We start from the raw sequence: 21,865 nt of genomic DNA on the forward strand, positions 1-21,865 counted from the left end.
AATAGCTATCGGTGGTGGGGGCCGCCGCGAACGAGTCGATAACAAACTTTTTCATTTTGCTCCGTGTCGGTTCTGCTATAACGATGGCAGACAATACGGTACTCGTTACTGGCGGAACCGGCTTCCTCGGCTCGTACGTCGTCGAGGACCTCGTGAACGACGGCCACGACGTGGTGGCCTACGACCTCTCGACGGACGACCACATCCTCTCGAAACTGGGCGTCGCCGACGACGTGACGATTCGCCGCGGTGACGTTTCCGAGGCGACTGATGTCATTCGCGCCGTCAAGGAGACGGGAACGACCCACATCGTCCACCTCGCGGCACTGTTGACCAACACCGCGCGGGACAACCCGCGTGCCGCGCTGGACGTGAACATCCAGGGGACAAACGCCGTCTTCGAGGCCGCGCGCACGCTTGACGACCAGGTCGAGCGGGTCGCCTGGGCCTCCAGTGCCGCGGTGTACGCCCCGCCGCACAACTACGACGCCGAGTACGTCGACGAAGAGGAACTCGTCTACCCGGACACGCTCTACGGTGCGACCAAGGAGTACAACGAACACCAGGCGCGGGTCTACCACGAGGACTACGGCCTCGACCACGTCGCGCTGCGCCCGACGGTCGCCTACGGCCCCTACCGTGAGACTGGTGGGTCGGCGTTTCTCGCGAACATCATCGAAAAGCCCGCGCTCGGCGAGTCCTTCAGCGTCGAGTACGGTGACCAGGTCATCGACTGGCAACACGCCCGCGACATCGCCCAGGCGTTCCGCAAGGCCACGTTCGTCGACGAGTCTGACCTCGGCCAGCGCGTCTACAACGTCCGCGGGGTGCTCGCGACGATTCGCGAAGCCGCTGATACCGTCCGGGATATCGTCCCTGACGCCGACCTCGACGTGTCGGACGAGGGCGAACTCCCCTGGACCCAGAACCTCGATATGACCGCCGCCCAGGAAGACTTCGGTTACGAAGTCGAGTACGACCTCGAACACGGGTTCCGCTCCTATATCAACACGCTCCGCGAGGAGAACGGACTGGACCCGGTCTGACCGGCTACTGTTCTGCCAGTCGCTCGCCGTCGACGTACAGCGAATCGGCCGGTGGACGGCCCTCGTCGTAGCTGTCGTGGTACTCGAACAACTGAAAGAGCGCACCGGTCGGATTCGACGGTGGAACGAACGCCTCTGTCCAGTCGTCGTACTCGCGGTATTCGACCGTCTGGATCCCTGAATCCTCGATGGCAGCGATGACGGCGTCGATGTCAGCAACCTCTAGCGTGACGTGGTGCAGCCCCGGCCCGTTCTCGTCGAGATACCGCGTCAGGAAGGTGTCGTCGGCCTCGGGTGCGATGAGTTCCAGCCGCGAGGCCTCCTGGCCGAAGTCGTACTGCGCCCACCGGAACCGCCCTTCGACGGACTCTTCGATGAGCTTCCGACAGCCGAGGGCAAAGAGGACTGGTTCGGCGTCGTCGATGGATTCGACAGCGATACCGGTGTGGTCGACGCGAATCGGCGTCTCGTGTGTCATAGCGGGACGTGCTCGTGGAGCACAATTATAGGCTGTGGTCAGACACACCAGTCTGACGTAGCACCTCGTTCAGTGGCCTGCTGTCGATTCAAGGGCTGCACCCAGTGCGACCAGCGTCCGTTCGCCGTCACGCTGCCCGACGAACTGGACTCCAACCGGTGTGCCGTCGTCGGTCTCGACTGGCACGGTAAGTGCCGGGTGGCCGGTGACGTTGAACGGGACCGTGTTGGCGACAGTCCGCGCAAAGTCCTCGTCGGTCGCGATGTCGCCGAACGCCGGGGCAGTCATCGGTGTCGTCGGTGTCACGAGCGCGTCGTAGGTTCCGAGCGCGTCGTCGACTGTCGTGGTGAATTCAGTGCCGATATTCCGGGCGGCAACGTAGTGGCCGAGCCCATTTTCGGCCAGTGCGCCGTTCGTGAGTATCTGCTCGCGGACGTTCTCGCCGAGGTCGGGCGACCGGACCGCGTCGCTGAATGCCTCGCGCCAGGGTTCGCTGTATCCGGTCCCGGTTCCGACCACTTGCCCCTCCGCGAGCGCGAGCGTCGCGAACTCGGCCCCGGCGAAGACGAGCCCGGCCAGCGTCGCAGTGCGGTACTGCGGGAGCGACACAGTCTCGGCTTCGATACCGTGACTGTCGAGTGAGTCGACTGCTGTCTCGACGGCGTCAGTGACTTCGTCGTCGGTGTCTTCCATCGCCGGGGTGACGACGCCCACCTCCAGAGTCGCGACCGAATCGTCGATGCCGGCAGCCGCGTCAGTCGACGGGGAACTGACGAGCGAGGAGGGGTCTCTGGGGTCGGGGCCAGCAATCGTGTCGTAGACACGAGCGGCCGTCTCCACGTCGCGTGCCAGGGGGCCGATGCAGTCCAGCGACGGTGCGAGGTCGGCGAAACCAAACCGTGGGACCGCTCGGTGTGTCGGCTTGAGCCCGACGGTGCCACAGAACGACGCGGGGATGCGAACGCTCCCACCGGTGTCGCTCCCGAGTGCTGCGTCGAGTATCCCCGCGGCGACCGCTGCACCGCTCCCGCTTGATGACCCACCGGGGACACAGCCCTCGACTCGCGGGTTCTCGATAGGCCCGAACGCGCAGGTTTCACCGGTCGTAAAGTAGGCGAACTCGTCCATGTTCGTCGTCGCGGTGACGACAGCGCCGGCGCTGTGTAACCGTTCGACGACGGTGGCGTGGTATGTGGGTGTAAACGAGACTGCGTCGGACCCGCAATGCATCGGCACCCCGGCAACTGCAGTGTTGTCCTTGACACCGACCTCCAGATCTCCCAGTTCTCCCGTGGTCTCCGGTAGTTCGAACCGGTAGCGAACGGCGTTGTGGTCGTCTGTGCCGCTCTCGACGGCAGTCGCAGCCTCGGAATCTGGTGTGTAAGCCGCCAACCCGTCGAACTGCGCACCCAGTCCGTTCGCGGCTTCGGCATACGCCGACAGGTCGCTTTCGTCCAGTTCGATTCCGAGTCGGTCAGCCACGTCGCGGACGTCTGTGTCGTCGACCATACTGTGTGATATTCGCATGCACTGTGAATAAAGATTCGCGTAACTCCCACGAGAATCCGGAGTTTGATTAGGGTCCTCCCTGTACACGAGAGTGATGTACGAGCGCGACTTCATGGAAGGAACGCGTGGCACCATGGCCGTCGACTGGGAGGAACGTATCGACGTCCAGCGGATGCGACGCGAGCGCAAAGAGCGAGCACTCGAACGACTGCAGGACTCCGAGTTGGGGTCGATGCTGCTCATCAACGACCCGAACGTCCGGTACGTGACCGGGCTGGCGATGACCGGCGGCAGCGGTGCCGACCACTACACACTGCTGACCGAAGACGGCGATATCGTCCACTGGGACACCGCAGACCACGCCTCGAACCAGAAGTTCAACTGCCCGTGGCTGGACGACATCCGCTACGCCTGTCCCGGCCTCGGCAACGTCCCGCGGGCGTCGGGCCGTCCGTCAGCGCGTGACTGGCTCAAGGACAAGATGGCCGAGACGGTGTACACCGCGATGGAAGAGTACGGCGTCGACCGCGAACCGATGGGTATCGATATCGGCAACGGCGCACTCGTCGAGAAGTTCGAGGACCGCGGCGTCGACGTCGACACCGGCGCGGCGACGGATATCATGCTCGACGCCCGGAAGACCAAGACCCGGGACGAAATCGAGTGCTTGCGACAGGTTGCGGCCATCTGCGAGGCTGGCTTCCAGAAAATCACCGAGAGCGCGAAACCCGGCAAGCGCGAATCCGAAGTCTGGGGCGATGCCGTCGGCGAACTCTGGCGCCACGGCGCGATGGCCCAGGGCGGGTACGTCACCTCCGGCCCGAACACCTGGCCGAAACACCAAGCGAATACGACCGACCGGATGATTCGGCCCAACGACCTGGTGTACGCCGACTTCTACAACATCGGCTACCTGGGCTATCGCTCCTGTTACTACCGCACGTTCAGCATGGGCGAGCCAACGCAGGCTCAGAAAGACGCCTACGAGAAAGCGCGTGACGACCTCTACAACGTGCTCGAACGCATTGAGCCTGGTGCGACGACCGACGAAATCTGCAAAGGGTTCCCGGATGAGGAAGGCGAGCACATGGACTGGTACGACGCCGACGAGTTCTGGCAGATGACCACCAACCACTGGGCGCACGGCCTGGGCCTCCAGCTCTACGAGGTACCGCTCATCTGGCGTGGGCTCTCGCCGGACCACCCAATCGAAATCGAGGAGGGCATGACGATGGCCGTCGAGACGATGCAACCCGCCGAGCGACAGGGTGTCCGCGTCGAAGAGATGGTCGTCGTCCGCGAGAACGGCGTCGAAATCCTCAGCGAGTGGCCCGTCGAAGAGATCACCCGAATCGACTACTAATTGCGGCTCGATTCGGTTTCGACCACGTCGACGAACTTCTCGAACGCACTGATTTTGTCGCGCCACGCTGACGGAATCGACCGCGGAGTATCGTCCTCGTCTAACAGAACCTGGACGACTTCACCGGTGGCTGCCGTCTCGTCGTCGACGACAACCTCAAAACGCATTGTGAGACTCGTATCGCCGACGCGGGCGACGCGATACCGGACGGTAACGGCCGAATCGAGTGTGACAGGGGCGTGGTAGTCGATCTCCTGGTGGACGATAGCGCCGTTCGTCTCCGGCAGCGCCACACTGAGTACGTCCCGGAAGTACCGTACCCACCTTCCTCGGCGTAGGTCAGAAAGACGGCATTGTGGACCTGCCCCATGCTGTCGATGTCGCGAAATCGAACGGTAATATCGGCTTCGTAGACGTAGCGCTCGTCGGTCGTCGACATGGTTGTGGATGAGAGAGTGTGTGCTTAATGATGGTGGTTCTCACTGTGCCCGCCAGTGGAGCCACGTCGCACAGACAAGCGCGATGAGGCCGCTCGCAGCAGCGACGCCGAAGGCAACCCGGTAGCCAAAGAGCGTGTACACGCGACTGCCGCTGACGGTGTCACCGGTCCAGAACACGTCGAGCACCCAGCCCAGGACGCCGGGGAGCACTGCGGCCCCGAGAAAGCCCATCCCGTTTATCGTCCCGGTCGCGGTGCCCGACCGCTCTGCGGTGTGGCGTTCCTTGATCACGGTATAGGAGAGGGTGAACCCGCCGAGGAGGAACATGACGAGGAAAAAGATCAGCCCCACGTACCACAGTGGCGGTGTCCCGAGGGCGACGATGCTCGTGTACGCGAGAAAGTAGGCCACGGCAGCAACGAGGATGATACCGGTCCGTTCCTCCAGTCTATCCGAGAGCCAGCCCAGTACCGGCGATCCGACGACGAGGCCGGCGTTGCCAACGAGCGTGTACAGCGAGGCGGTTTGAACCGACACGTCGTAGGCCTGCACGATGTAGGGGACCCCCCACAGCCCCATGACGGTGAAGTTCATCCCCGTCGCGAAAAACAACATCACGCCCATAATCCACGTGTCCTGCCTTCGGAATATCGTCCTGACACCGGACAGCACTTCAGAAAACGTCTGTGTGGCAGCTTCGGGTGTGCCCTCGAGAGCCGAGAAACCGGCCGCTGCCGGCGTGTCGCGGACGAAGACCAACACCCCTGCAGTGATGACGAAGCCCCCCAGTCCGATACCCACCAGTCCATCTCGCCAGCCAACTGCTGCGACGAGGACGGCAAGCGGCGTCGCGGCGAGCAGCCCGCCGACGGCCGACGCAGAGAGCGTCAATCCCGTCACGGTGGCGAACTCGTCGGCCCGGTACCAGTTCGCACAGTATCGGAGCGTGGCGATGTAGATGACGCCACCACCGAGACCGATGAGCAGGCGGGCGAGAAAGCCGGACAGGTACGTCCCGCTGAACGAAAACCAGACGACACCGATCCCCATCACCGCCGACCCGACTGTCGCGACTCGCCGGGTCCCCATCCGGTCGGCGAGAATACCGGCGAACAGTTGCATCGGAGCGTAGACGTAGAAAAACGCCGAGTGAAGCAGTCCCAGCTCTGCACCGGTGGTGTCGAACGCCCGACTGAGCGTGTCCGCGAGCACCGCTGTCGAGACACGATGAAAGTTCACGACGACGAACGCACTGGCGAGTGCCGCCCACCCGACCCACCGTCGCTTGGTCGGGTCGGTCCAGATACTACGAATCATGCTGACACGTAACGTCATCACGGGGGGCGATATAAATGCCTGGAAAGTGGCAGGAACGTTGGGCTATAGTAGCCACTGAAAGCCATTGTACACACAACCGCACGATTGCGGTGGGTCGGTGTGTAAACCGTTTCAGTTGTTATACTGTCGGACGTAAGCCTTTCAAGAATTTCGCCACCTCGGGGTGGCGAATATCTTTACGAAGTTACGTCCAACAGTATACTATCGCGGTCGTCATGGGGGTGTGTCACTATCGTTAAGTCGGTCGCTCCGCAAACCCGTTGTATGCAACTCGGAACAGGGCTTTTCACCTGTCAGCAGCGCCCGGACGACGACCGGTCGACCAGCGAGATCTACGACGAGATGCTGGAACTCGGCGACGTCATCGACGACGCGGGCCTCGATAGCGCCTGGGTCTCCGAACACCACTTCCTCGAGGACGACTACCTCTCGGGCGTCACGCCCGCACTCGGCGCACTGGCGGCTGTCACCGACGATATCGAACTCGGTCCCTGTATCGCGCTGGCCCCACTCTACGACTCGGTCCGCCTCGCTGAAGATATCGCCACTGTCGACCAAATCTCCGGCGGCCGCACGACGCTCGGGCTGGCAATCGGCTCGAACGTCGCCGAGTTCGACGCCTTCGGAATCCCGGAGGACGAACGGGTCGAGCGCCTGGTCGACACTGTCGACGTGCTACGGGGGGCGTGGTCCGAGGGACCGCTGGAGTACGACCCGGACTTTCACGATGTCGGGCCGGATGTCAACGTGACACCGAAACCGGCCCACGACGTGCCACTCATGCTCGGCGGGGCCGCGCGGCCCGCCGTCCGCCGCGCCGCCCGCACCGGTGACGCGTGGTGTGCGCCCTCGTCGCTCTCCGTTGGGGGCGTTCGCAAGCGCGTCGAGGACATCAGGAACGTCCGCGAGGACGAAGACATCGACGGCGACTTTCAGGTGTACGTCCTCCAGCACGGCTTCGTCGGGGACTCCCGGGAAGACGCCTGGGAGCAGATGCGCGACGGGTACTTCTTCATCCAGCGCCGCTACCAGGAAATCTTCTCCGGCGAACCTGTCGAGGAACTCGCCGAGGAGCGCAAGCAGGAACTGAAAAACCAGGCTATCTTCGGGACGCCCGAACAGGTCGTCGAAGAATTGGAAGAGTACCGCGAGGCGCTGGGCGACGATATCCACTTCATCTTCCGCACCTACCATCCCGGCATCGGCACTGAGCGGATGGCCGAGTGTATCCGTCGACTCGGCGACGAGGTGCGACCACAACTGGTGTAACGACCACGAATCTTTTTTGCAGACCACGTCGAAGCACCTCACAGAAGATATGCGACACAGCAACGAGTCTCTCGACCGCTCGGAACTGCGCGACCTCCAGGGTGAACGACTCCGTGAGACGGTCGAACACGTCTACGAGAACGTCCCGTTTTACCGCGACAAACTCGACGAGTTGGGGACATCCCCCGAAGACATCGAGAGTATCGACGACATCGGGAAGTTGCCGATGACGACAAAGGAGGACTTCCGCGACGAGTATCCCGACGGCCTGTTTGCCGTCGATAACGAGGAAATCGCCCGACTCCACGCCTCCTCCGGCACCACCGGCAAACCCAAAATCGTCGCTTACACGCAGAACGACCTCGACATGTGGGGGAAATCGATGGCGCGGTCGCTGGATGCCGCCGGCGTCGAACCGAGTGATACCGTCCAGAACGCCTACGGCTACGGGCTCTTTACCGGTGGCCTCGGCTTCCACCAGGGTGCGGAGGAACTGGGTACGACCGTTATCCCGACCAGCAGCGGCAACACACAGCGACAGGTCGAACTCGCCAACGACCTCGGCAGCGACGTGCTGGCCTGTACACCGTCCTACGCGCTGTACTTCGCCGAGACGGCCGAAGAGATGGGGTACGACCCGCGTGAACTACCTATCTCGGTTATCGCCTACGGCGCCGAGACGTGCACCGAACCCATGCGGGAGGAAATCGAAGAGACGCTCGATGCGACCGGCATCAACAACTACGGTCTCTCGGAGGTCATCGGCCCCGGCGTCGCTGCCGAGTGTCACGAAGCACAGGACGGCCTGCACATCTGGGAGGACAACTTCTACCCGGAGGTAATCGACCCGCGTACCGGCGAACCAGTCGAGGAAGGTGAAGAGGGTGAACTCGTCCTCACCAGCCTCACCAAGGAGGCACTGCCTGTCCTGCGCTACCGCACCGGCGACCTGACTACGCTCAACTACGACAAATGCGAGTGTGGCCGGACGATGGTCCGCATGGACAACGTCACCGGCCGTTCCGACGACCTGCTGGTCGTTCGGGGTGTCAACCTCTATCCCAGTGAGATCGAACACGTCGTCCTCGATATCGACGGCGTTGCACCACACTACCGCATCGACCTCTACAAGGAGGGCAACCTCGACGTCATGGAACTGACTATCGAACGCGACGAAGGCATCGAACGCGGCGAGAGTGAGCTGCAAGACGAGATTCTGACGCGCTTGCAGAACGTGCTCTCGTTCACCCCCAACGAGCTAGAGCTGGTCCAGCCTGGCGGTATCGAACGGACGGAAGTCGGCAAAGTCCAGCGCGTCTACGACCACCGCGGGTGACGGGAGCGGCCCGGCAACGGTCGGAACATCAACGTTTATTCCTCCGGCTGCAAAACGGGAGAGACGAGTATGGACGTCAAAGAATTCTTCGAGAACATGCCGTTTGCCGACTTGCTCGGCATCGAAGTGACCACCGCCGAGGACGGACACGCCGAGGGACACATCGAGATGCACGAGGACCTCTCCTGGAACAGCGACCGGGTGATGGCTCACGGTGGCGTCACCTTCACGCTCGCGGACACCGTCGGCGGTGCCGCGCTCGTCTCGATGGTCGACCAGCCCGTCCCGACAATCGACATGCGCATCGATTACCTCGAAGCCGGGACCGGTGACCTGCGCGCGGAGGCCGACGTGACCCGGGAGGGCGGCGATGTCGGCGTCGTCGACGTGGAAGTGTACGCCGAAGACGGGACGCGGGTCGCGGACGCACGCGGCGTCTACAAGACCGGGTAGCGGTCCCCATGCAGGCCCCCAACCCACCGACATCGGCACCGGTAGTGAGTTCGTCGTCACAATTAAGTGGGTGACAGGCGGCTGTTTGGTTACGAATCGACCTGGTGAACTCCACATGACAGCCTCAATCGAACCAGAGACTTCGAGTGGCGACGTAACTGAACGAGCCGACTTCTGGCAGCAGGCGTTCCAGGACCTCGTCGAGGGGTTCCCTGAACCGGTGTTCGTCATCAACGACGATGGGAAAATTACCGGCTGGAACGACCAGATGGTCGAACTGATGGGGTTTACCGAGTCTGACGTCATCGGTCGCAACGCCTACGACGTCTTCGGGACCGAAGGCGAAAGCGAAACGCTTGCCGAGACGGTGCTGCGAGAGGGAAACGCGATTCGCGAGACGGACATCCGGACCGCAACTGACGCTGACGGCAACGAGTTCCACTCGCGTGCGCTGGCGGTCCCGCTGCGTGACGACAGCGGGGACACTATCGCGGTCTTCGAGGTAATCTCTCTGGTGACTGGGCTCATCGAGACGCAGCGGCAGATGGAGACGATTCAGGAGGAGGTCTCGGAGAACGTCGAGACGCGGGTTTCGGATCTTCGGACGCTCTCCGAACAGACCGAGGGGACGGTCAAAGACGCTACTGCGTTGTCCGACGAACAAGTTGCACAGCTCGAATCGTTGCGCGACGAGGTCAACACGTTCGCGGCGACGGTCGAAGAAATCGCATCGAGCGCCGACGAGGTTAACAGGCAGGTCGAGACCGCTGCGACCCTGGCGGAGGAGTCCCGGGAAGCTGCCGAGACGGCGGAAGCGGCCATGCGGAACGTTTCCGGTGCCGGTGACCTCGTCGCGGAGAACGGCCACGAACTCCAGGAGCGAACCGAGGAACTCGACCAGATCGTCCAGGTCGTCCAGGATATTGCCGAACAGACGAATATGCTGGCGCTGAACGCCAACATCGAGGCTGCCCGCGCAGGCGAGAAAGGCGAGGGCTTTGCCGTCGTCGCCGAGGAAGTCAAAAGCCTCGCCGAGGAGTCCCAGGAGGAAGTTGCAGAAATCGAATCAATTGCTGCGGGTATTCGCGACAACATCGGCGAAACCCTTCAGAGTGTGGAACGAACCAACAGCGAAGTCGAGGACGCGATGGACGCCGTCGACCATCTCATCGAGAATCAAAACGAGATCGCCGATACCGTCCGCGAGGTGGCAGACTCGATGGACGAAACGACCGAAGCGACAGAGGACCAGGCCACCACGGCCGAGGAGATTAGCGCGCTCATCGACGAGGCCGTCGAACGGATGGGGCGAATTAGCGAAGAGATGGACGAGGTTTCGGAGCACAGCGAGCAGCAGGCCCAGCTCACCCGCGAAATATTCGACCTGATCGAACGGCTCGAATCCGATATCGAAGTCCAGTAGATGGGCTGAATCGTCGGTTTTGGCACCTTCTGTCCCACAGCCTGCCTGGCTCTGCCGTTCGAGCTACTTGTGAATTTCGCCCAAACACTTAATAAATACCCACTCGCCTTCAGGGTGTATGCCAGATAGTCCCCATCACGGATGGCAGCGCGCATCGCGTCGAGATGTCCTGAAGGCAGGAACAGCGGCTGCCGGCATGGCCGGTATCGGAGCCCTTCAGACGGAGCTTACGTACGCTCAGGACAACGGTGAGTCGGTCACAGTCACGATACGCCGCGACGAGTACGGCGTTCCCCACATCTACGCACGGGATGGTGACAGTCGTGCGCCGGTGTTCTACGGCTACGGATATGCAACGGCTAAAGACCGACTCTATCAGCTAGAGCTGTACCGACGGTACTACCATGGGACAGTCGCCGAGGTGCTCGGTGAAGGCGATGAGAATAATTGGATTCAGTTCGACCAGGCCGCTCGGCGAAACACGGCTGGTGAGCCCTCTCTCGACGAACAGGCCGAGGAACAACTGACCGGCGACCAGCGCGAGGTCTTGCAGGCCTTCACCGACGGTATCAACCGGTATATCCAGGAAGTCCGGGACAGCGACGAGATGGAGTTCCACAAGGGCTTTGCGGACCACGGCTTCGAACCCGACGACTTCACGACCGAGGACGCGGCCGGGATGTTCGTCGGTAGTATGGCCTACTTCAGCGGGTTTCAGTTGGAGACCCTCGGCGCGTCCGTGGTCGGTGCACTGACTGCACAGACCGGCAGCGAAGAACGGGCGATGGAACTGTTCGCGGACCTGAACTGGGGGGACGACCCCGGTGCACCGACTTCGACAGTCCAATCCGACGACGGGTACACTCCGCCGTACACCGACGTCCAGACCGGAGAAACGACCAGTCCGGAGGCGAGTGGGACCGCGACTGGCGGCGGGAGTGCAGCGGCTTCCCAGCCGACCAACCGCATTACTGGTGGCGACTACGCCATTCCGTCCGACGCTGCGGCAGTCCATGAGAGGGAGATGGACCGGATGCGGACACTCGCGTCGGGACTGGATGCGCTCGGCTTGCCGATAAAATACGGGAGCAACGCTCTCGCTGTTCAGGGCGACATCACCGAGTCCGGCGACGCTCTGCTGTTTGGCGGCCCACAGATGGGGTTCAACACACCCTCGATTATGTACGAAGCGGGACTCCACGGGCCGGATTTCGACGTGGCCGGCAGCACCGTCGCGGGCTACCCGTTCATCATGTTCGGGCACAACCGTAACGGTGCGCTGACATCCACAGCCGGCATCGACAACTGTCTGCAGATGTTCACCGAGTCGATTACGGTCAACGAGGACGGTCCCGACACGTACACGTTCCAGGGTGAAGAGCACGAAATCGAGACAACAGAGAAGACGATTACAGTCGCCGATGGCGAGGACGTTACCTACACCGAGCGGTTCACGCGCCACGGCGTCGTCACGCAGTGGGATCCCGAGAACGGGCAGGCGCTTGCCCAGACAAAATCGTACGCTGGTCGACACATGAACTGCTGGCGGGCGTACTACGAGGCCCAGTTCGCCGAGGACGCCGAGGAGTTCCGCGACGCTGCACAGCAGTGTGACTACGCGCTGAACTTCCTGTGGGCCGACAAGAGCGGCGACATCGCCTACGTCCATCTCGGCCGGTATCCCGACGCCGAGACAGTCGAGTGGGACACCCGATTGCCCGCCGACGGCACGCAGTACGAACTCACCGACGACGATTATCTCAGCGCGTCAGACGGCGAGGTCCCCTCGGCCATCAACCCCGACCCGGGCTACTCGGCACAGTGGAACAACAAGCCAGCGCCGGGGTGGAACAACGGCGACCTCAGCTACTCGTGGTCGACTGACCACCGGGTCCAGCGCATCATCAACCTCGTCGAACACCGACTCGACGAGAACGGGGCCGTCAACTTCGAGGACATGAAAGATATCATCTACGACGTGTCCTTCACTGACCTCCGCTCGATTCGGTACAAGAACCACCTGCTCGACGCACTCGACGGGGCAGACCTCACCGAGACAGAACAGCAGGCGCGTGCCGAACTCGACTCGTGGGGTCACTTCGCGCAGGCCGATGGCGAGGACAACGAGGGAGAGTATCCCGCCGGCTACACCATCTGGAACGCCACGTTCCCGACCATTCTACAGGAAGTGTTTGCGGGCACGTTCGGTGATGCCTACGGGCCGGCGTCGTACTTCCTCAATTACGACTATGGCCGCGGGACGTTGATGCGAGTTCTCAATCCCGAGGAGACTGCTCTGGAGCTCCAGGCTGACTACGCCGGCGGCACCCCGGAGGAGGCACTCGTCAGCGCGTTCAAGTCGGCAGTCGGTGACCTCGCTGAACAGTACGACGGTGACCCCTCGAGCTGGCAGAGCGAGGCGGCTCTCCACGAGTTCAACAACCTCGCGCTCTTCGGCATGCCCATCGGCGTCACCTCGGCGGGTAACACGGCGCTGATGAACCGCGGGACGGAGAACCACATCGTGCGGCTCAGCGACGACCCGAGAGCCGAGAACATCCTCCCGCCGGGCAACGACGGCTACGTCGCACCCGACGGCTCGACGGGCGACCACTACAACGACCAACTGGAACTGTTCGAGAACTTCGAGTACAAGCAGTTGCTGTTCAGCGACGACGACGTCGAGGCGGCAACCGAATCGACGACGGAACTGACGATGGGCGACGGCTCCGATGACCCAAACGACGGGACCACGCCAGACCCGACCCCGACTGCCGAACCCACGCCAGACTCGACACCGACGCCCAGCGAGACGACCACCACTGGTGAGAGTGGTCCTGGCTTTACCGCACTGACCGGCGCTGCCGCCGTTATCGGCTCGGCGCTCGTCTGGCTGCGCAAGCGAAACGACGACTGAAAAAACGGCGACCACGCCGTCTCCGGTCTACTTTTCTTCGAGTAACTGTTCGATTTGCTCGTCGTCGAGCAGGTCGACGAGCGAGGCGTCGTCGTTCCGGTAGGACTGCCACTCGTCGTCCGAGAGGTGTGACTGAACGTCTTCCTCTTGGAGTCTCGTCTCGAGCATGTCGTCGACGTCGTCGGGGTCGTAGCCTGGTACTGGCATATGTTGATGAACTAACCTGTGGGACATATACTTTGGGGCGCGTTCGCACAGGCCGGGGGACTCGACGGCGATTGGTCGACGACGTCGTGGGTTGTCTCGCCAGACCCACTCACTCCGTATTCTCGATTTCCGACGCTTTCTTTTGGAGGATTCGGCTTATTTCGGGGCCATCGAGCAGGTCGATGAGACTCTCGTCGCCGCGCTGGTAGGAGTCCCACTCTTCGTCGGTCAAGTACTCGGGAATCTCGTCCTCACTGAGCAGTGCTTCGAGCGCCGTGTCGAGGTCGCTGGGATCGTATCCGCCACTTACCATATGACAATACAACGTCTCCTTTGGCTTAACTCTGGGGTGTGTTCGAGGTGTGCGGTTGTAAGCGGGAATTCGCCCTCTCAGTCCTGCGTCTGAGAGTACTCGTCCACCCACTCCTGAAGCGTGATACCCATCGCGGACTGGGTAATCGCGTTCGAGGATGCGGAGTTTGCGCTCTTGACGAGTTCGGCTTCGAGCGTCCGCGTCGGTATCTCGCCGATGAAGTGCGGAATCGCGCGCTGGACGGCCAGCGGACAGCCGACTTCGTGAGCGAGCGCGTACCCCGACAGCGAGTGTGGCACTTCCTCGGTCGCGTACTCCGGATCCGGATCGAGAAGCTTCTCCTCGTCGACGAAGTCGACGTACTCGTAGCACTTCCCCACGTCGTGCAACAGGCAGGCGGCCACGATGACGTCGATGTCGGGGTCGGCACCGTGGAACTCTCGCTGCTCGTGAGCTGTCTCTCGGGCGATTCGGGTGACGCCGCGGACGTGCTCGACGTTGGTGACCTCGTGGATGTTCCAGGCGTAGGGAATGTCCTCGATGTCGCGCCAGCCACCGCGGTCGAGCCCCAGCGTCCACGCCTCGACAACCTTCTCACGGAGGCTGTCGTCGGAGATGTAGTCGAGTTCCGGGAACGCCTCCCGAACCTGGGTGTCGTACTCTGGCATGTGTCAGGTCTGGTCTTTGACGAGCTGTTCCTGTCCGATAAACCGCGGCCGCTCGTCGATAGCCAGGAAGTTGTCGACGTCCTCGCGTGCTTCCTTTGCTTTGCCTTTGTCCGGCGCGTAGTCCCGGGACCCTTCGCTGCCGAGTGCGTCGTAGAGCTTCTCGAGGTCGTCGAAGTAGAGTTCGGCGACGCCGTCGAACTCGGCGTGCTCGGGGTCGGTCGGGATGACGGTGTTGTACTTGACGACGCCCTCGATTTCCCGTGCGATTGGGGTGTGGTTGTTCTGCCAGTAGTCGATGAACTCCTCGTGAGTCATGTCGTCCTGGCGGACGAGAAACGCCGAGTGTTTGTAGAGACCGTCGGTATCGCCGTCGACCTCGTCTTTCTGGACGATTTCCTCGCCGATGATGCGCGGGCGCTCCTCGACGGCGAGGAAGTTGTTCACGTCCTCGCGTGCTTTCGCGGCAATCTCTTTGGTGGGGTCGTAGTCCCGGGAGCCCGGACTGCCCAGTGCCTCGTGCAGGTCGTCGAGAGACTCGAAGTACAGCTCTGCTAGCCCGTCGAACTCGGCGTGCTCGGGTTCGGTCGGGAGCACCTGCTGGTAGCGGACGACGCCTTCGATGTCCTTCGCGATCGGTGTGTGATTGTTCTGCCAGTAGTCGACGAACTCCTCGTGAGACATACCGTCCTGTCTGACTAACAGGGCCACGTGCTTGTACATCGAGTGGGTGTTCCACACGCCCGAAAATAAATCCCAAGGTCTGGTCGGGTTCCCCGTTCCAGTGCTGCAGGGAGAACCAACAAAATCACTAAGAGCCTGTGCGAGGGAACGTAGATTGTTATGGACGTTATCAACCCCGCCACAGGGGAACAGATAGATTCCTACACCGAACTGGACGAGAGCGACGTGGAGGCGACGCTTGAACAGGCAGAAGAGACCTTCGAGGAGTGGCAGGAGGTCCCACTTCGCGAGCGCGAGCAACTACTCGTAAACGCTGGCGAGGTCCTGCGCGAGAACAAACAGAAGTACGCGGAGTTGATGACCGAGGAGATGGGCAAACCCATCTCACAGGCGATTGCGGAAGTCGAGAAGTGCGCGTGGGCGTGTGACCACTACGCGGAGTACGCACACACCTACCTCTCCGAGGAACATCACCCGAGTCCGCCGGGGACGGAGGTCAAGACTGTCCACGACCCGCTCGGACCTGTGCTGGCGGTTATGCCCTGGAACTACCCGTTCTGGCAGGTCATCCGCTTCGCTGTGCCATACGTCACTGCGGGTAACGTCGGCCTGCTCAAACACGCCTCGAACGTGCCCGGCTGTGCGCTCGCGCTCGAAGAAGTGTTCGAGGAAGCCGGCTATCCCGAGGGCGTCTTCCAGACGCTCCTGATCGGCTCCAGCAAGGTCGACGGGATTCTCGCAGACGACCGCGTGCGCGCGGCGACGCTGACGGGGAGTGGCCCCGCTGGCCGTGCCGTCGCCGAGACAGCGGGGAAGAACCTCAAAAAGACCGTGCTGGAACTGGGCGGCTCGGATCCGTTCATTGTCCTCGACGATGCGGACCTGGAGGCGGCCGTCGAGACCGGCGTACAGGCGCGAACCCTGAACGGCGGGCAGTCGTGTATCGCCGCCAAGCGATTCATCGTTCACGAAGCTGTCTACGACGAGTACGTCGACCGACTCGTCGACGCATTCGAGAACCTCACTGTCGGGGACCCGACCGACCAAGAGACTGATGTCGGTCCACAGGCCGACCCTGACCTCATGGAGGAACTCCACGACCAGGTCCAGCAGAGTATCGACGCAGGAGCGACAGTTCTGACCGGCGGCGAGCCGCTCGACCGCGAGGGTGCGTTCTACCCGCCGACGGTACTGACGGACGTTCCCTCGGGCTGTCCCGCAGACACCGAAGAGACGTTTGGCCCGGTGGCGACCGTCTACGAGGTTGCCGACGAAGACGAAGCGCTCGCGGTCGCAAACGACACGCGATTCGGGCTGGGTGCGAGCATCTGGAGCGAGGACCGCGAGCGGGCACAGCGCCTGGCGCGTGCGGTCGAAGCGGGCTGTGTCTACATCAACGAGATGACGAAATCCGACCCGCGCGTGCCCTTCGGCGGTATCAAAGACGCCGGCTACGGCCGTGAACTGTCCGAGGCAGGCATCAAAGAGTTCGTTAACCGCAAAACGGTCTGGGTCGAGTAATCGCCGTCCGGTGCCGGGAATCCGGCGAACGAACCCAAATTCGGCGTATCGTGGCAGCTACTGGCAGTCAATCACACAGAAGGTTTTAATAGGAATTAGGTGGGAATCAATCGTGTGACGATGAACGACACAGGTGATACTATGGACGGAACCGTGCAGACTGGGACATCGCGCCGAAAATTTTTGGCAACGACCGGTGCAGTCGGCGCACTCGGCCTCGCAGGCTGTGGTGGCGGGTCGACAGGTGGGACGGACACAGTTACGGTTGCGAGTCTGAACCCGATCAGTGGGGCCTACAGTTCGCTCGGGCCGAGCCAGCGTTCGGGCGCAGAGCTCGCTGTCGAACAGATTAATGACAACGACGACTACGACTTCGAGATTGACCTGGTTCTCGGTGACACCGAGACTGAGGCAGGGACCGCAAGTGACGAGGCACAGCGTGTCGTCCAACAAGAGGGTGCGGAGTTCGTTTTCGGCGCAATCTCCAGTTCAGTCGCGCTGGGTCTCAACGACTTCGCAAACTCGGCTGAGTTCGTCTACTTCCCGGGCGGCGCGGCTGTCCCAATCACTGGCAATTCGTGCAACCAGTGGGTGTTCCGGTGTGAGACAAACACCGCACAGATTGCCGAGGCAATCTCTGCGTACACTGTCAACGAACTCGGCTCGAACGTCTGGTTCCACTCCGCAGACTACGCCTACGGTGAATCGGTGTACGATCGCGTCAAAGAGCGGATGGAGGCTGCAAACGACAACTTCACCGAGGCTGGAACGTCGACATCTGAACTCGGCTCCTCGAATTTCGGCTCTTACATCAGCCAGATTAGTAACTCCGATGCGGACGCGGTCATTCTGGGGATGACTGGCGGAGACCTCGTCAACTTCACGAACCAGGCCGCAAACCAGGGTCTTACCGACGACGTTGCTGTCGTCGGCCCGACGATGACCTTCCAGAGTATCCGTGCCGGGACCGGACAGAACTCTGTCGGGACCTTCGGCGGCGTCAGATACGTCCCGTCGCTGGACCTGGGTGACAACCAGCAGTTCGTCGACGCCTACGAGGATTCCGAAGACGCAGTCCCAGACAGCTTCGCACGCGTCGGCTACGACTCGATACGGCTCATGGCCAAAGGCATGGACGAAGCCGGGAGTACCGACCCTGAAGACGTCCGCGACGCGCTCAAAGGCGGGACGTTCACGACTGCGCTCGGAGACATCACACTACGTGAAGGGGACCACCAGGCGACCAACCCGACGTGGATGGGTGAACTGGTCGAAGGAGATGGCGATATGCCCGATGTCGAACTCCTCAGCAAAGTCGAGGGAGAGGACACACTGCCGCCGGCCAGCGAGCTCGGCTGCAACATGAGCTAATCCGGCTATGGTAGTCGCTGATTTCATCGAACAACTGCTGAACGGACTCACGGTGGGGATGGTGTACGTCCTCTTAGCCGCCGGTCTCTCCGTCATCTTCGGCGTGATGAACGTCATCAACTTCTCGCACGGGGAGCTGTTCGCGCTCGGGGCGTACTTCGCACTGAGTATTGTCAATCCACTCGGGGCCGGCGTCGGATTCTGGGTCGCGCTCATTGCCGCGCCACTCATCGTCGGCGTTATCGGGGCGGCAATCGAGCGGACGACGATTCGACCGCTGTACGGACGCAACCCACTCTATCACATTCTTCTCACGTTTGGTCTGGTCCTCGTGATAAACGACCTCATCCGGCTCGTCTGGGGCACGCAACAGCGGCAACTGGACGTACCGGGGTATCTCAGCCAATCTGTCGAGATACTCTCGGTGCAGTTGTCGCTGTACAATTACTTCATGATATTCTTCGCGGCCCTGCTCGCGGCTGGGGTCTGGTACTTGCTCAACCGGACGAAGTACGGAATGATAATCCGGGCCGGCTCGATGGACCGCGAGATGGTCCGGAACGTCGGCATCGACATCGACCGCTACTACACGCTGGTGTTCGGTGTCGGGGCCGCACTGGCAGCGGTTGCCGGTGTCGTGCTCGGCGGCTACCAGAACGTCAACACCGGAATGGGCAACAGCGTCATCATCCCGGCGTTCGTTGTCGTGGTGCTCGGCGGACTCGGAAGTTTCCGTGGTGCGGTTGTCGGCGGGCTTCTGGTTGGCGTCGTCCAGACGCTGATGCGGACCTACAACGAGGCTGTCATCGCCACCTTCGGTGATTTCACCCTTGCTCTTCCGGACCTGGAGGGACTGACCGTCTTCCTGTTGATGATTGGCGTATTGCTCGTGAAACCACAGGGGCTGTTCGGAACGCGGGGTGAAGAGTCGGAAGGCGGTGAAGGCGAACTCCTTGTCGGTGCGAAAGGGGCGTTGTTAGACGACTCGACGAAAAAGAAGCTCGGCCTTCTCCTCGTTGGACTGCTGGCGATTGCGCCGTTTGCCGTTCTGTTCATGGGCGAGCGGTACTACGTCATCGTGCTCAACGAGATTCTCATCTGGGCAATATTCGCACTCAGCCTCGACATCGTGATGGGCTATGCGGGGCTGGTCCCGCTGGGACACACGATGTTCTACGGCGTGGGCGCGTACGCTGCGGCGCTCATCATGTTGCACTACACGTCGTCGGTGTTCATCGTGTTGCTCGGTGCAATCGTCATCTGTGCCATACTCGCCTGGGTCGTCGGGAGCCTCTCGATTCGCGTCTCTGGCGTCTACTTCGCGATGATTACGCTGGCGTTTGCCGAGCTCATCTACAGCGCCGTGTTCAAGTACGAATTCACGGGCGGGAGCGACGGCCTGCTCGGGTTCGAGGCGCTCATGGGCATCGGCGGTATCGGTGCCCCCCTCTCCGATATCGAGTTCCTGTTCCTCGGATACGAAATCGAGCAACAGATCGTCTTCTACTACTTTGCGCTCGTACTCGCCGTTCTGTCGTTCCTCTTCGCCCGGCGTATTATGAACGCTCCCTTCGGGAGTGTCATCCAGTCGATTCGCGAGAGCGAGGAACGCGTCGAGTTCATCGGCTACGACGTAGTCAAGTACAAACGTCGTGCCTTCGTCATCAGTGGCGGGATGGCTGGCCTCGCTGGTGGACTCCTCGCAGTGAGTCCGACCACGTTTATCATCTCCCCCGACCAGACACTCGCCTGGATCCACTCCGGTGAGATCATCGTCATCACGTTGCTGGGTGGCATGGGAACGCTGTTCGGCCCGATGTTCGGTGCCGGTGTCTTCATCGGTGCCGAGGAGGTCCTCTCTGGATACACCGAACAGTGGCGGATGATAATCGGTGCTATCTTCATCCTGTTCGTGTTGTTCGTCCCGCGCGGACTGGTGTCGGTGCCATCGCTGCTCGCCAGCCGAATCCAGGAGTCACAGGAGGAAGAACCTCCCCTCGGCATCGAGGATTCGGAGGTGAATACCGATGACTGACCCGGTGCTCAAGACCGACGGCCTGACAAAGCGGTTCGGCGAACTGACTGCTGTCGACCACGTCGACCTCGAAGTCGAGAGTGGGGAGTTCCGGAGTGTCATCGGTCCGAACGGGGCCGGGAAGACGACGACGTTCAACCTCATCACTGGGGCACTCATCCCAACCGAAGGGACTGTCCTGTTCAAAGGTGAGGACATTACGACCATGGAGCCTCACCATCGGGTCAGACGCGGTCTCGGCCGCTCGTTCCAGATCACCAACGTCTTCGGTGGTCTCACCGTTCGTGAGAACGTCCGCGTCGCTGCACAGTCGGTGTTTAACGACGACATCGGGCCTGCGTCAGCGATGTTCCGCGATAAGGACTCCTTCGACGATATCACTGCCCACACGAACGAAGTACTGGAACAGATTGGACTGCGCGACCGCGCAGACGAGAACGCCGAGACGCTCGCGTACGGCGACCAGCGACGACTCGAAATCGGACTCGTTCTCGCGACGGACCCCGAACTCGTCATGCTTGACGAGCCGACTGCCGGGATGAGTAGCGAAGAGACCCGGTCGACGATGGAACTCATCGGCGACGTGCTCTCCGACCAGTCGCTGATGCTCATCGAACACGACATCGACCTTGTCATGCGAGTCTCGGACCGAATTACCGTCCTCACGCGGGGAGAGGTACTCGCGAGTGGGACGCCCGAGGAGATTGCAAACGACGAAGCTGTTCGCGACGCGTATCTTGGAGGTACTCGAGATGAGTGACCCAATACTATCACTGGAGGACGTCGAGGCCGGCTACGGTCTGACGAAAGTGCTGCAGGGTGTAACGATGGACGTTGAGCGTGGCGGCGTCGTCTCGCTGGTCGGCCGCAACGGCGTCGGCAAGACGACGACGCTGCGCTCGATTGTCGGGAACATCACCCCGTCTGCCGGCACGATTACGTTCGACGGTGACGACGTTACGACGATGAGTACCGAGGAGACAATCCGGAAAGGAATCACGTTCGTCCCCGAAGAGCGGCGCATCTTCCCGGAGCTGACCGTCCGAGAGAACATCGAGATGGGACAGATTGGGGCGAATAAGAGTACCGGCCCGTCAATCGACGAGGTCCTCGACATGTTCGAGAACCTCAGAGAGCGCGAGGACAGCCACGGCTCGGTCCTCTCCGGCGGCGAACAGCAGATGCTCGCCATCGGCCGCGCGCTCATCGCTGACCCCGACCTGCTCTTGCTCGACGAGCCGACTGAGGGACTGGCTCCCTACATCGTTCGGCAGATCGAGGAGATAATCGAGGATCTGAACGACCAGGGAATTACCGTCCTCGTCGTCGAGCAGAACATTCCGGTGGCACTGGGCGTCTCCGACTACGCGTACATCCTCGAGAAAGGGCACATCGTCCACGAAGGCCCCGCCAAAGAAGTGCGCGAGAATCAGGACGTGCTGGACAAACACCTCGGTGTCGGCACAGCAGACTGAACGGGGGTTTCCAGCTGAGCGA

20 protein-coding genes are annotated in these 21,865 nt (G+C 61.7%); 12 read left to right on the top strand and 8 right to left on the bottom strand.

Annotation, left to right across the window (positions count from 1 at the left end):
- The first annotated feature begins 83 nt into the window (after positions 1 to 83).
- Positions 84 to 1,046 carry an NAD-dependent epimerase/dehydratase family protein gene (locus WDJ60_RS09045; protein WP_340100054.1) on the top strand — a complete coding sequence of 321 codons (963 nt, stop codon included), beginning with the start codon at positions 84 to 86 and terminating at the stop codon, positions 1,044 to 1,046.
- Between the two features lie 4 nt (positions 1,047 to 1,050).
- Here the strand turns inward: WDJ60_RS09045 and WDJ60_RS09050 are convergent, their stop codons facing one another.
- Positions 1,051 to 1,524: a VOC family protein gene (locus tag WDJ60_RS09050; protein ID WP_340100055.1), complete on the bottom strand. Its 474-nt coding sequence runs from the start codon at positions 1,522 to 1,524 to the stop codon at positions 1,051 to 1,053.
- Positions 1,525 to 1,593: 69 nt separating this feature from the next.
- Positions 1,594 to 3,033 carry an amidase gene (locus tag WDJ60_RS09055; RefSeq protein WP_340100056.1) on the bottom strand — a complete coding sequence of 480 codons (1,440 nt, stop codon included), beginning with the start codon at positions 3,031 to 3,033 and terminating at the stop codon, positions 1,594 to 1,596.
- Positions 3,034 to 3,127: 94 nt separating this feature from the next.
- Between WDJ60_RS09055 and WDJ60_RS09060 the strand changes: the two genes are divergently transcribed.
- Positions 3,128 to 4,396, top strand: coding sequence for a M24 family metallopeptidase (locus tag WDJ60_RS09060; RefSeq protein WP_340100057.1), 1,269 nt, complete (start codon positions 3,128 to 3,130; stop codon positions 4,394 to 4,396).
- Here WDJ60_RS09060 and WDJ60_RS09065 read toward each other — a convergent pair.
- A complete protein-coding gene (locus WDJ60_RS09065) occupies positions 4,393 to 4,689 on the bottom strand; it encodes an acyl-CoA thioesterase (protein WP_340100058.1) in 297 nt (98 codons plus the stop codon). The two genes, WDJ60_RS09060 and WDJ60_RS09065, sit on opposite strands and share 4 nt — an antisense overlap.
- Before the next feature lie 186 nt (positions 4,690 to 4,875).
- Positions 4,876 to 6,153 (bottom strand): MFS transporter, encoded by a 1,278-nt coding sequence (locus WDJ60_RS09070; RefSeq protein ID WP_340100059.1) that lies wholly within the window; start codon positions 6,151 to 6,153, stop codon positions 4,876 to 4,878.
- A gap of 285 nt (positions 6,154 to 6,438) precedes the next feature.
- Between WDJ60_RS09070 and WDJ60_RS09075 the strand changes: the two genes are divergently transcribed.
- From WDJ60_RS09075 to WDJ60_RS09095, 5 genes are all read left to right on the top strand, one after another.
- Entirely contained in the window at positions 6,439 to 7,443 is a 1,005-nt protein-coding gene (locus WDJ60_RS09075; RefSeq protein ID WP_340100060.1) for an LLM class flavin-dependent oxidoreductase, read from the top strand.
- Positions 7,444 to 7,492: 49 nt separating this feature from the next.
- Entirely contained in the window at positions 7,493 to 8,779 is a 1,287-nt protein-coding gene (paaK, locus tag WDJ60_RS09080) for a phenylacetate--CoA ligase PaaK (protein WP_340100061.1), read from the top strand.
- Positions 8,780 to 8,848: 69 nt separating this feature from the next.
- Complete coding sequence (locus tag WDJ60_RS09085) at positions 8,849 to 9,232, top strand: PaaI family thioesterase (RefSeq protein WP_340100062.1); 384 nt, start codon at positions 8,849 to 8,851, stop codon at positions 9,230 to 9,232.
- Between the two features lie 115 nt (positions 9,233 to 9,347).
- Positions 9,348 to 10,655, top strand: coding sequence for a methyl-accepting chemotaxis protein (locus WDJ60_RS09090; RefSeq protein WP_340100063.1), 1,308 nt, complete (start codon positions 9,348 to 9,350; stop codon positions 10,653 to 10,655).
- 118 nt (positions 10,656 to 10,773) lie between these two features.
- Entirely contained in the window at positions 10,774 to 13,572 is a 2,799-nt protein-coding gene (locus WDJ60_RS09095; protein ID WP_340100064.1) for a penicillin acylase family protein, read from the top strand.
- A gap of 27 nt (positions 13,573 to 13,599) precedes the next feature.
- Here WDJ60_RS09095 and WDJ60_RS09100 read toward each other — a convergent pair whose 3' ends face one another.
- The 4 genes from WDJ60_RS09100 to WDJ60_RS09115 form a co-directional block, all read right to left on the bottom strand.
- On the bottom strand, positions 13,600 to 13,779 hold the full coding sequence (locus WDJ60_RS09100; protein WP_340100065.1) for a DUF8027 family protein: 180 nt from the start codon (positions 13,777 to 13,779) through the stop codon (positions 13,600 to 13,602).
- 109 nt (positions 13,780 to 13,888) lie between these two features.
- Positions 13,889 to 14,092: a DUF8027 family protein gene (locus tag WDJ60_RS09105; protein ID WP_340100066.1), complete on the bottom strand. Its 204-nt coding sequence runs from the start codon at positions 14,090 to 14,092 to the stop codon at positions 13,889 to 13,891.
- A 77-nt stretch (positions 14,093 to 14,169) separates the two neighbouring features.
- Complete coding sequence (locus WDJ60_RS09110) at positions 14,170 to 14,760, bottom strand: HD domain-containing protein (protein ID WP_340100067.1); 591 nt, start codon at positions 14,758 to 14,760, stop codon at positions 14,170 to 14,172.
- A 3-nt stretch (positions 14,761 to 14,763) separates the two neighbouring features.
- A complete protein-coding gene (locus WDJ60_RS09115) occupies positions 14,764 to 15,480 on the bottom strand; it encodes an EthD domain-containing protein (RefSeq protein WP_340100068.1) in 717 nt (238 codons plus the stop codon).
- 120 nt (positions 15,481 to 15,600) lie between these two features.
- Here WDJ60_RS09115 and WDJ60_RS09120 point away from each other — a divergent pair, with 120 nt between their 5' ends.
- The 5 genes from WDJ60_RS09120 (at position 15,601) to WDJ60_RS09140 (ending at position 21,843) form a co-directional block, all read left to right on the top strand.
- Positions 15,601 to 16,962 carry an NAD-dependent succinate-semialdehyde dehydrogenase gene (locus WDJ60_RS09120; RefSeq protein WP_340100069.1) on the top strand — a complete coding sequence of 454 codons (1,362 nt, stop codon included), beginning with the start codon at positions 15,601 to 15,603 and terminating at the stop codon, positions 16,960 to 16,962.
- Positions 16,963 to 17,103: 141 nt separating this feature from the next.
- The gene (locus WDJ60_RS09125) at positions 17,104 to 18,333 is read left to right on the top strand and encodes an ABC transporter substrate-binding protein (protein ID WP_417750449.1); all 1,230 of its coding nucleotides are present in this window, start codon (positions 17,104 to 17,106) and stop codon (positions 18,331 to 18,333) included.
- A 7-nt stretch (positions 18,334 to 18,340) separates the two neighbouring features.
- On the top strand, positions 18,341 to 20,368 hold the full coding sequence (locus WDJ60_RS09130) for an ABC transporter permease (RefSeq protein ID WP_340100070.1): 2,028 nt from the start codon (positions 18,341 to 18,343) through the stop codon (positions 20,366 to 20,368).
- Positions 20,361 to 21,128 (top strand): ABC transporter ATP-binding protein, encoded by a 768-nt coding sequence (locus WDJ60_RS09135; protein ID WP_340100071.1) that lies wholly within the window; start codon positions 20,361 to 20,363, stop codon positions 21,126 to 21,128. The genes WDJ60_RS09130 and WDJ60_RS09135 overlap by 8 nt, the downstream gene beginning before the upstream one ends.
- Positions 21,121 to 21,843 carry an ABC transporter ATP-binding protein gene (locus WDJ60_RS09140; RefSeq protein ID WP_340100072.1) on the top strand — a complete coding sequence of 241 codons (723 nt, stop codon included), beginning with the start codon at positions 21,121 to 21,123 and terminating at the stop codon, positions 21,841 to 21,843. The genes WDJ60_RS09135 and WDJ60_RS09140 overlap by 8 nt, the downstream gene beginning before the upstream one ends.
- Positions 21,844 to 21,865 lie beyond the last annotated feature (22 nt).

The sequence above is a fragment of the Salinibaculum salinum genome (assembly GCF_037645885.1).
GTDB lineage: Archaea > Halobacteriota > Halobacteria > Halobacteriales > Haloarculaceae > Salinibaculum > Salinibaculum salinum.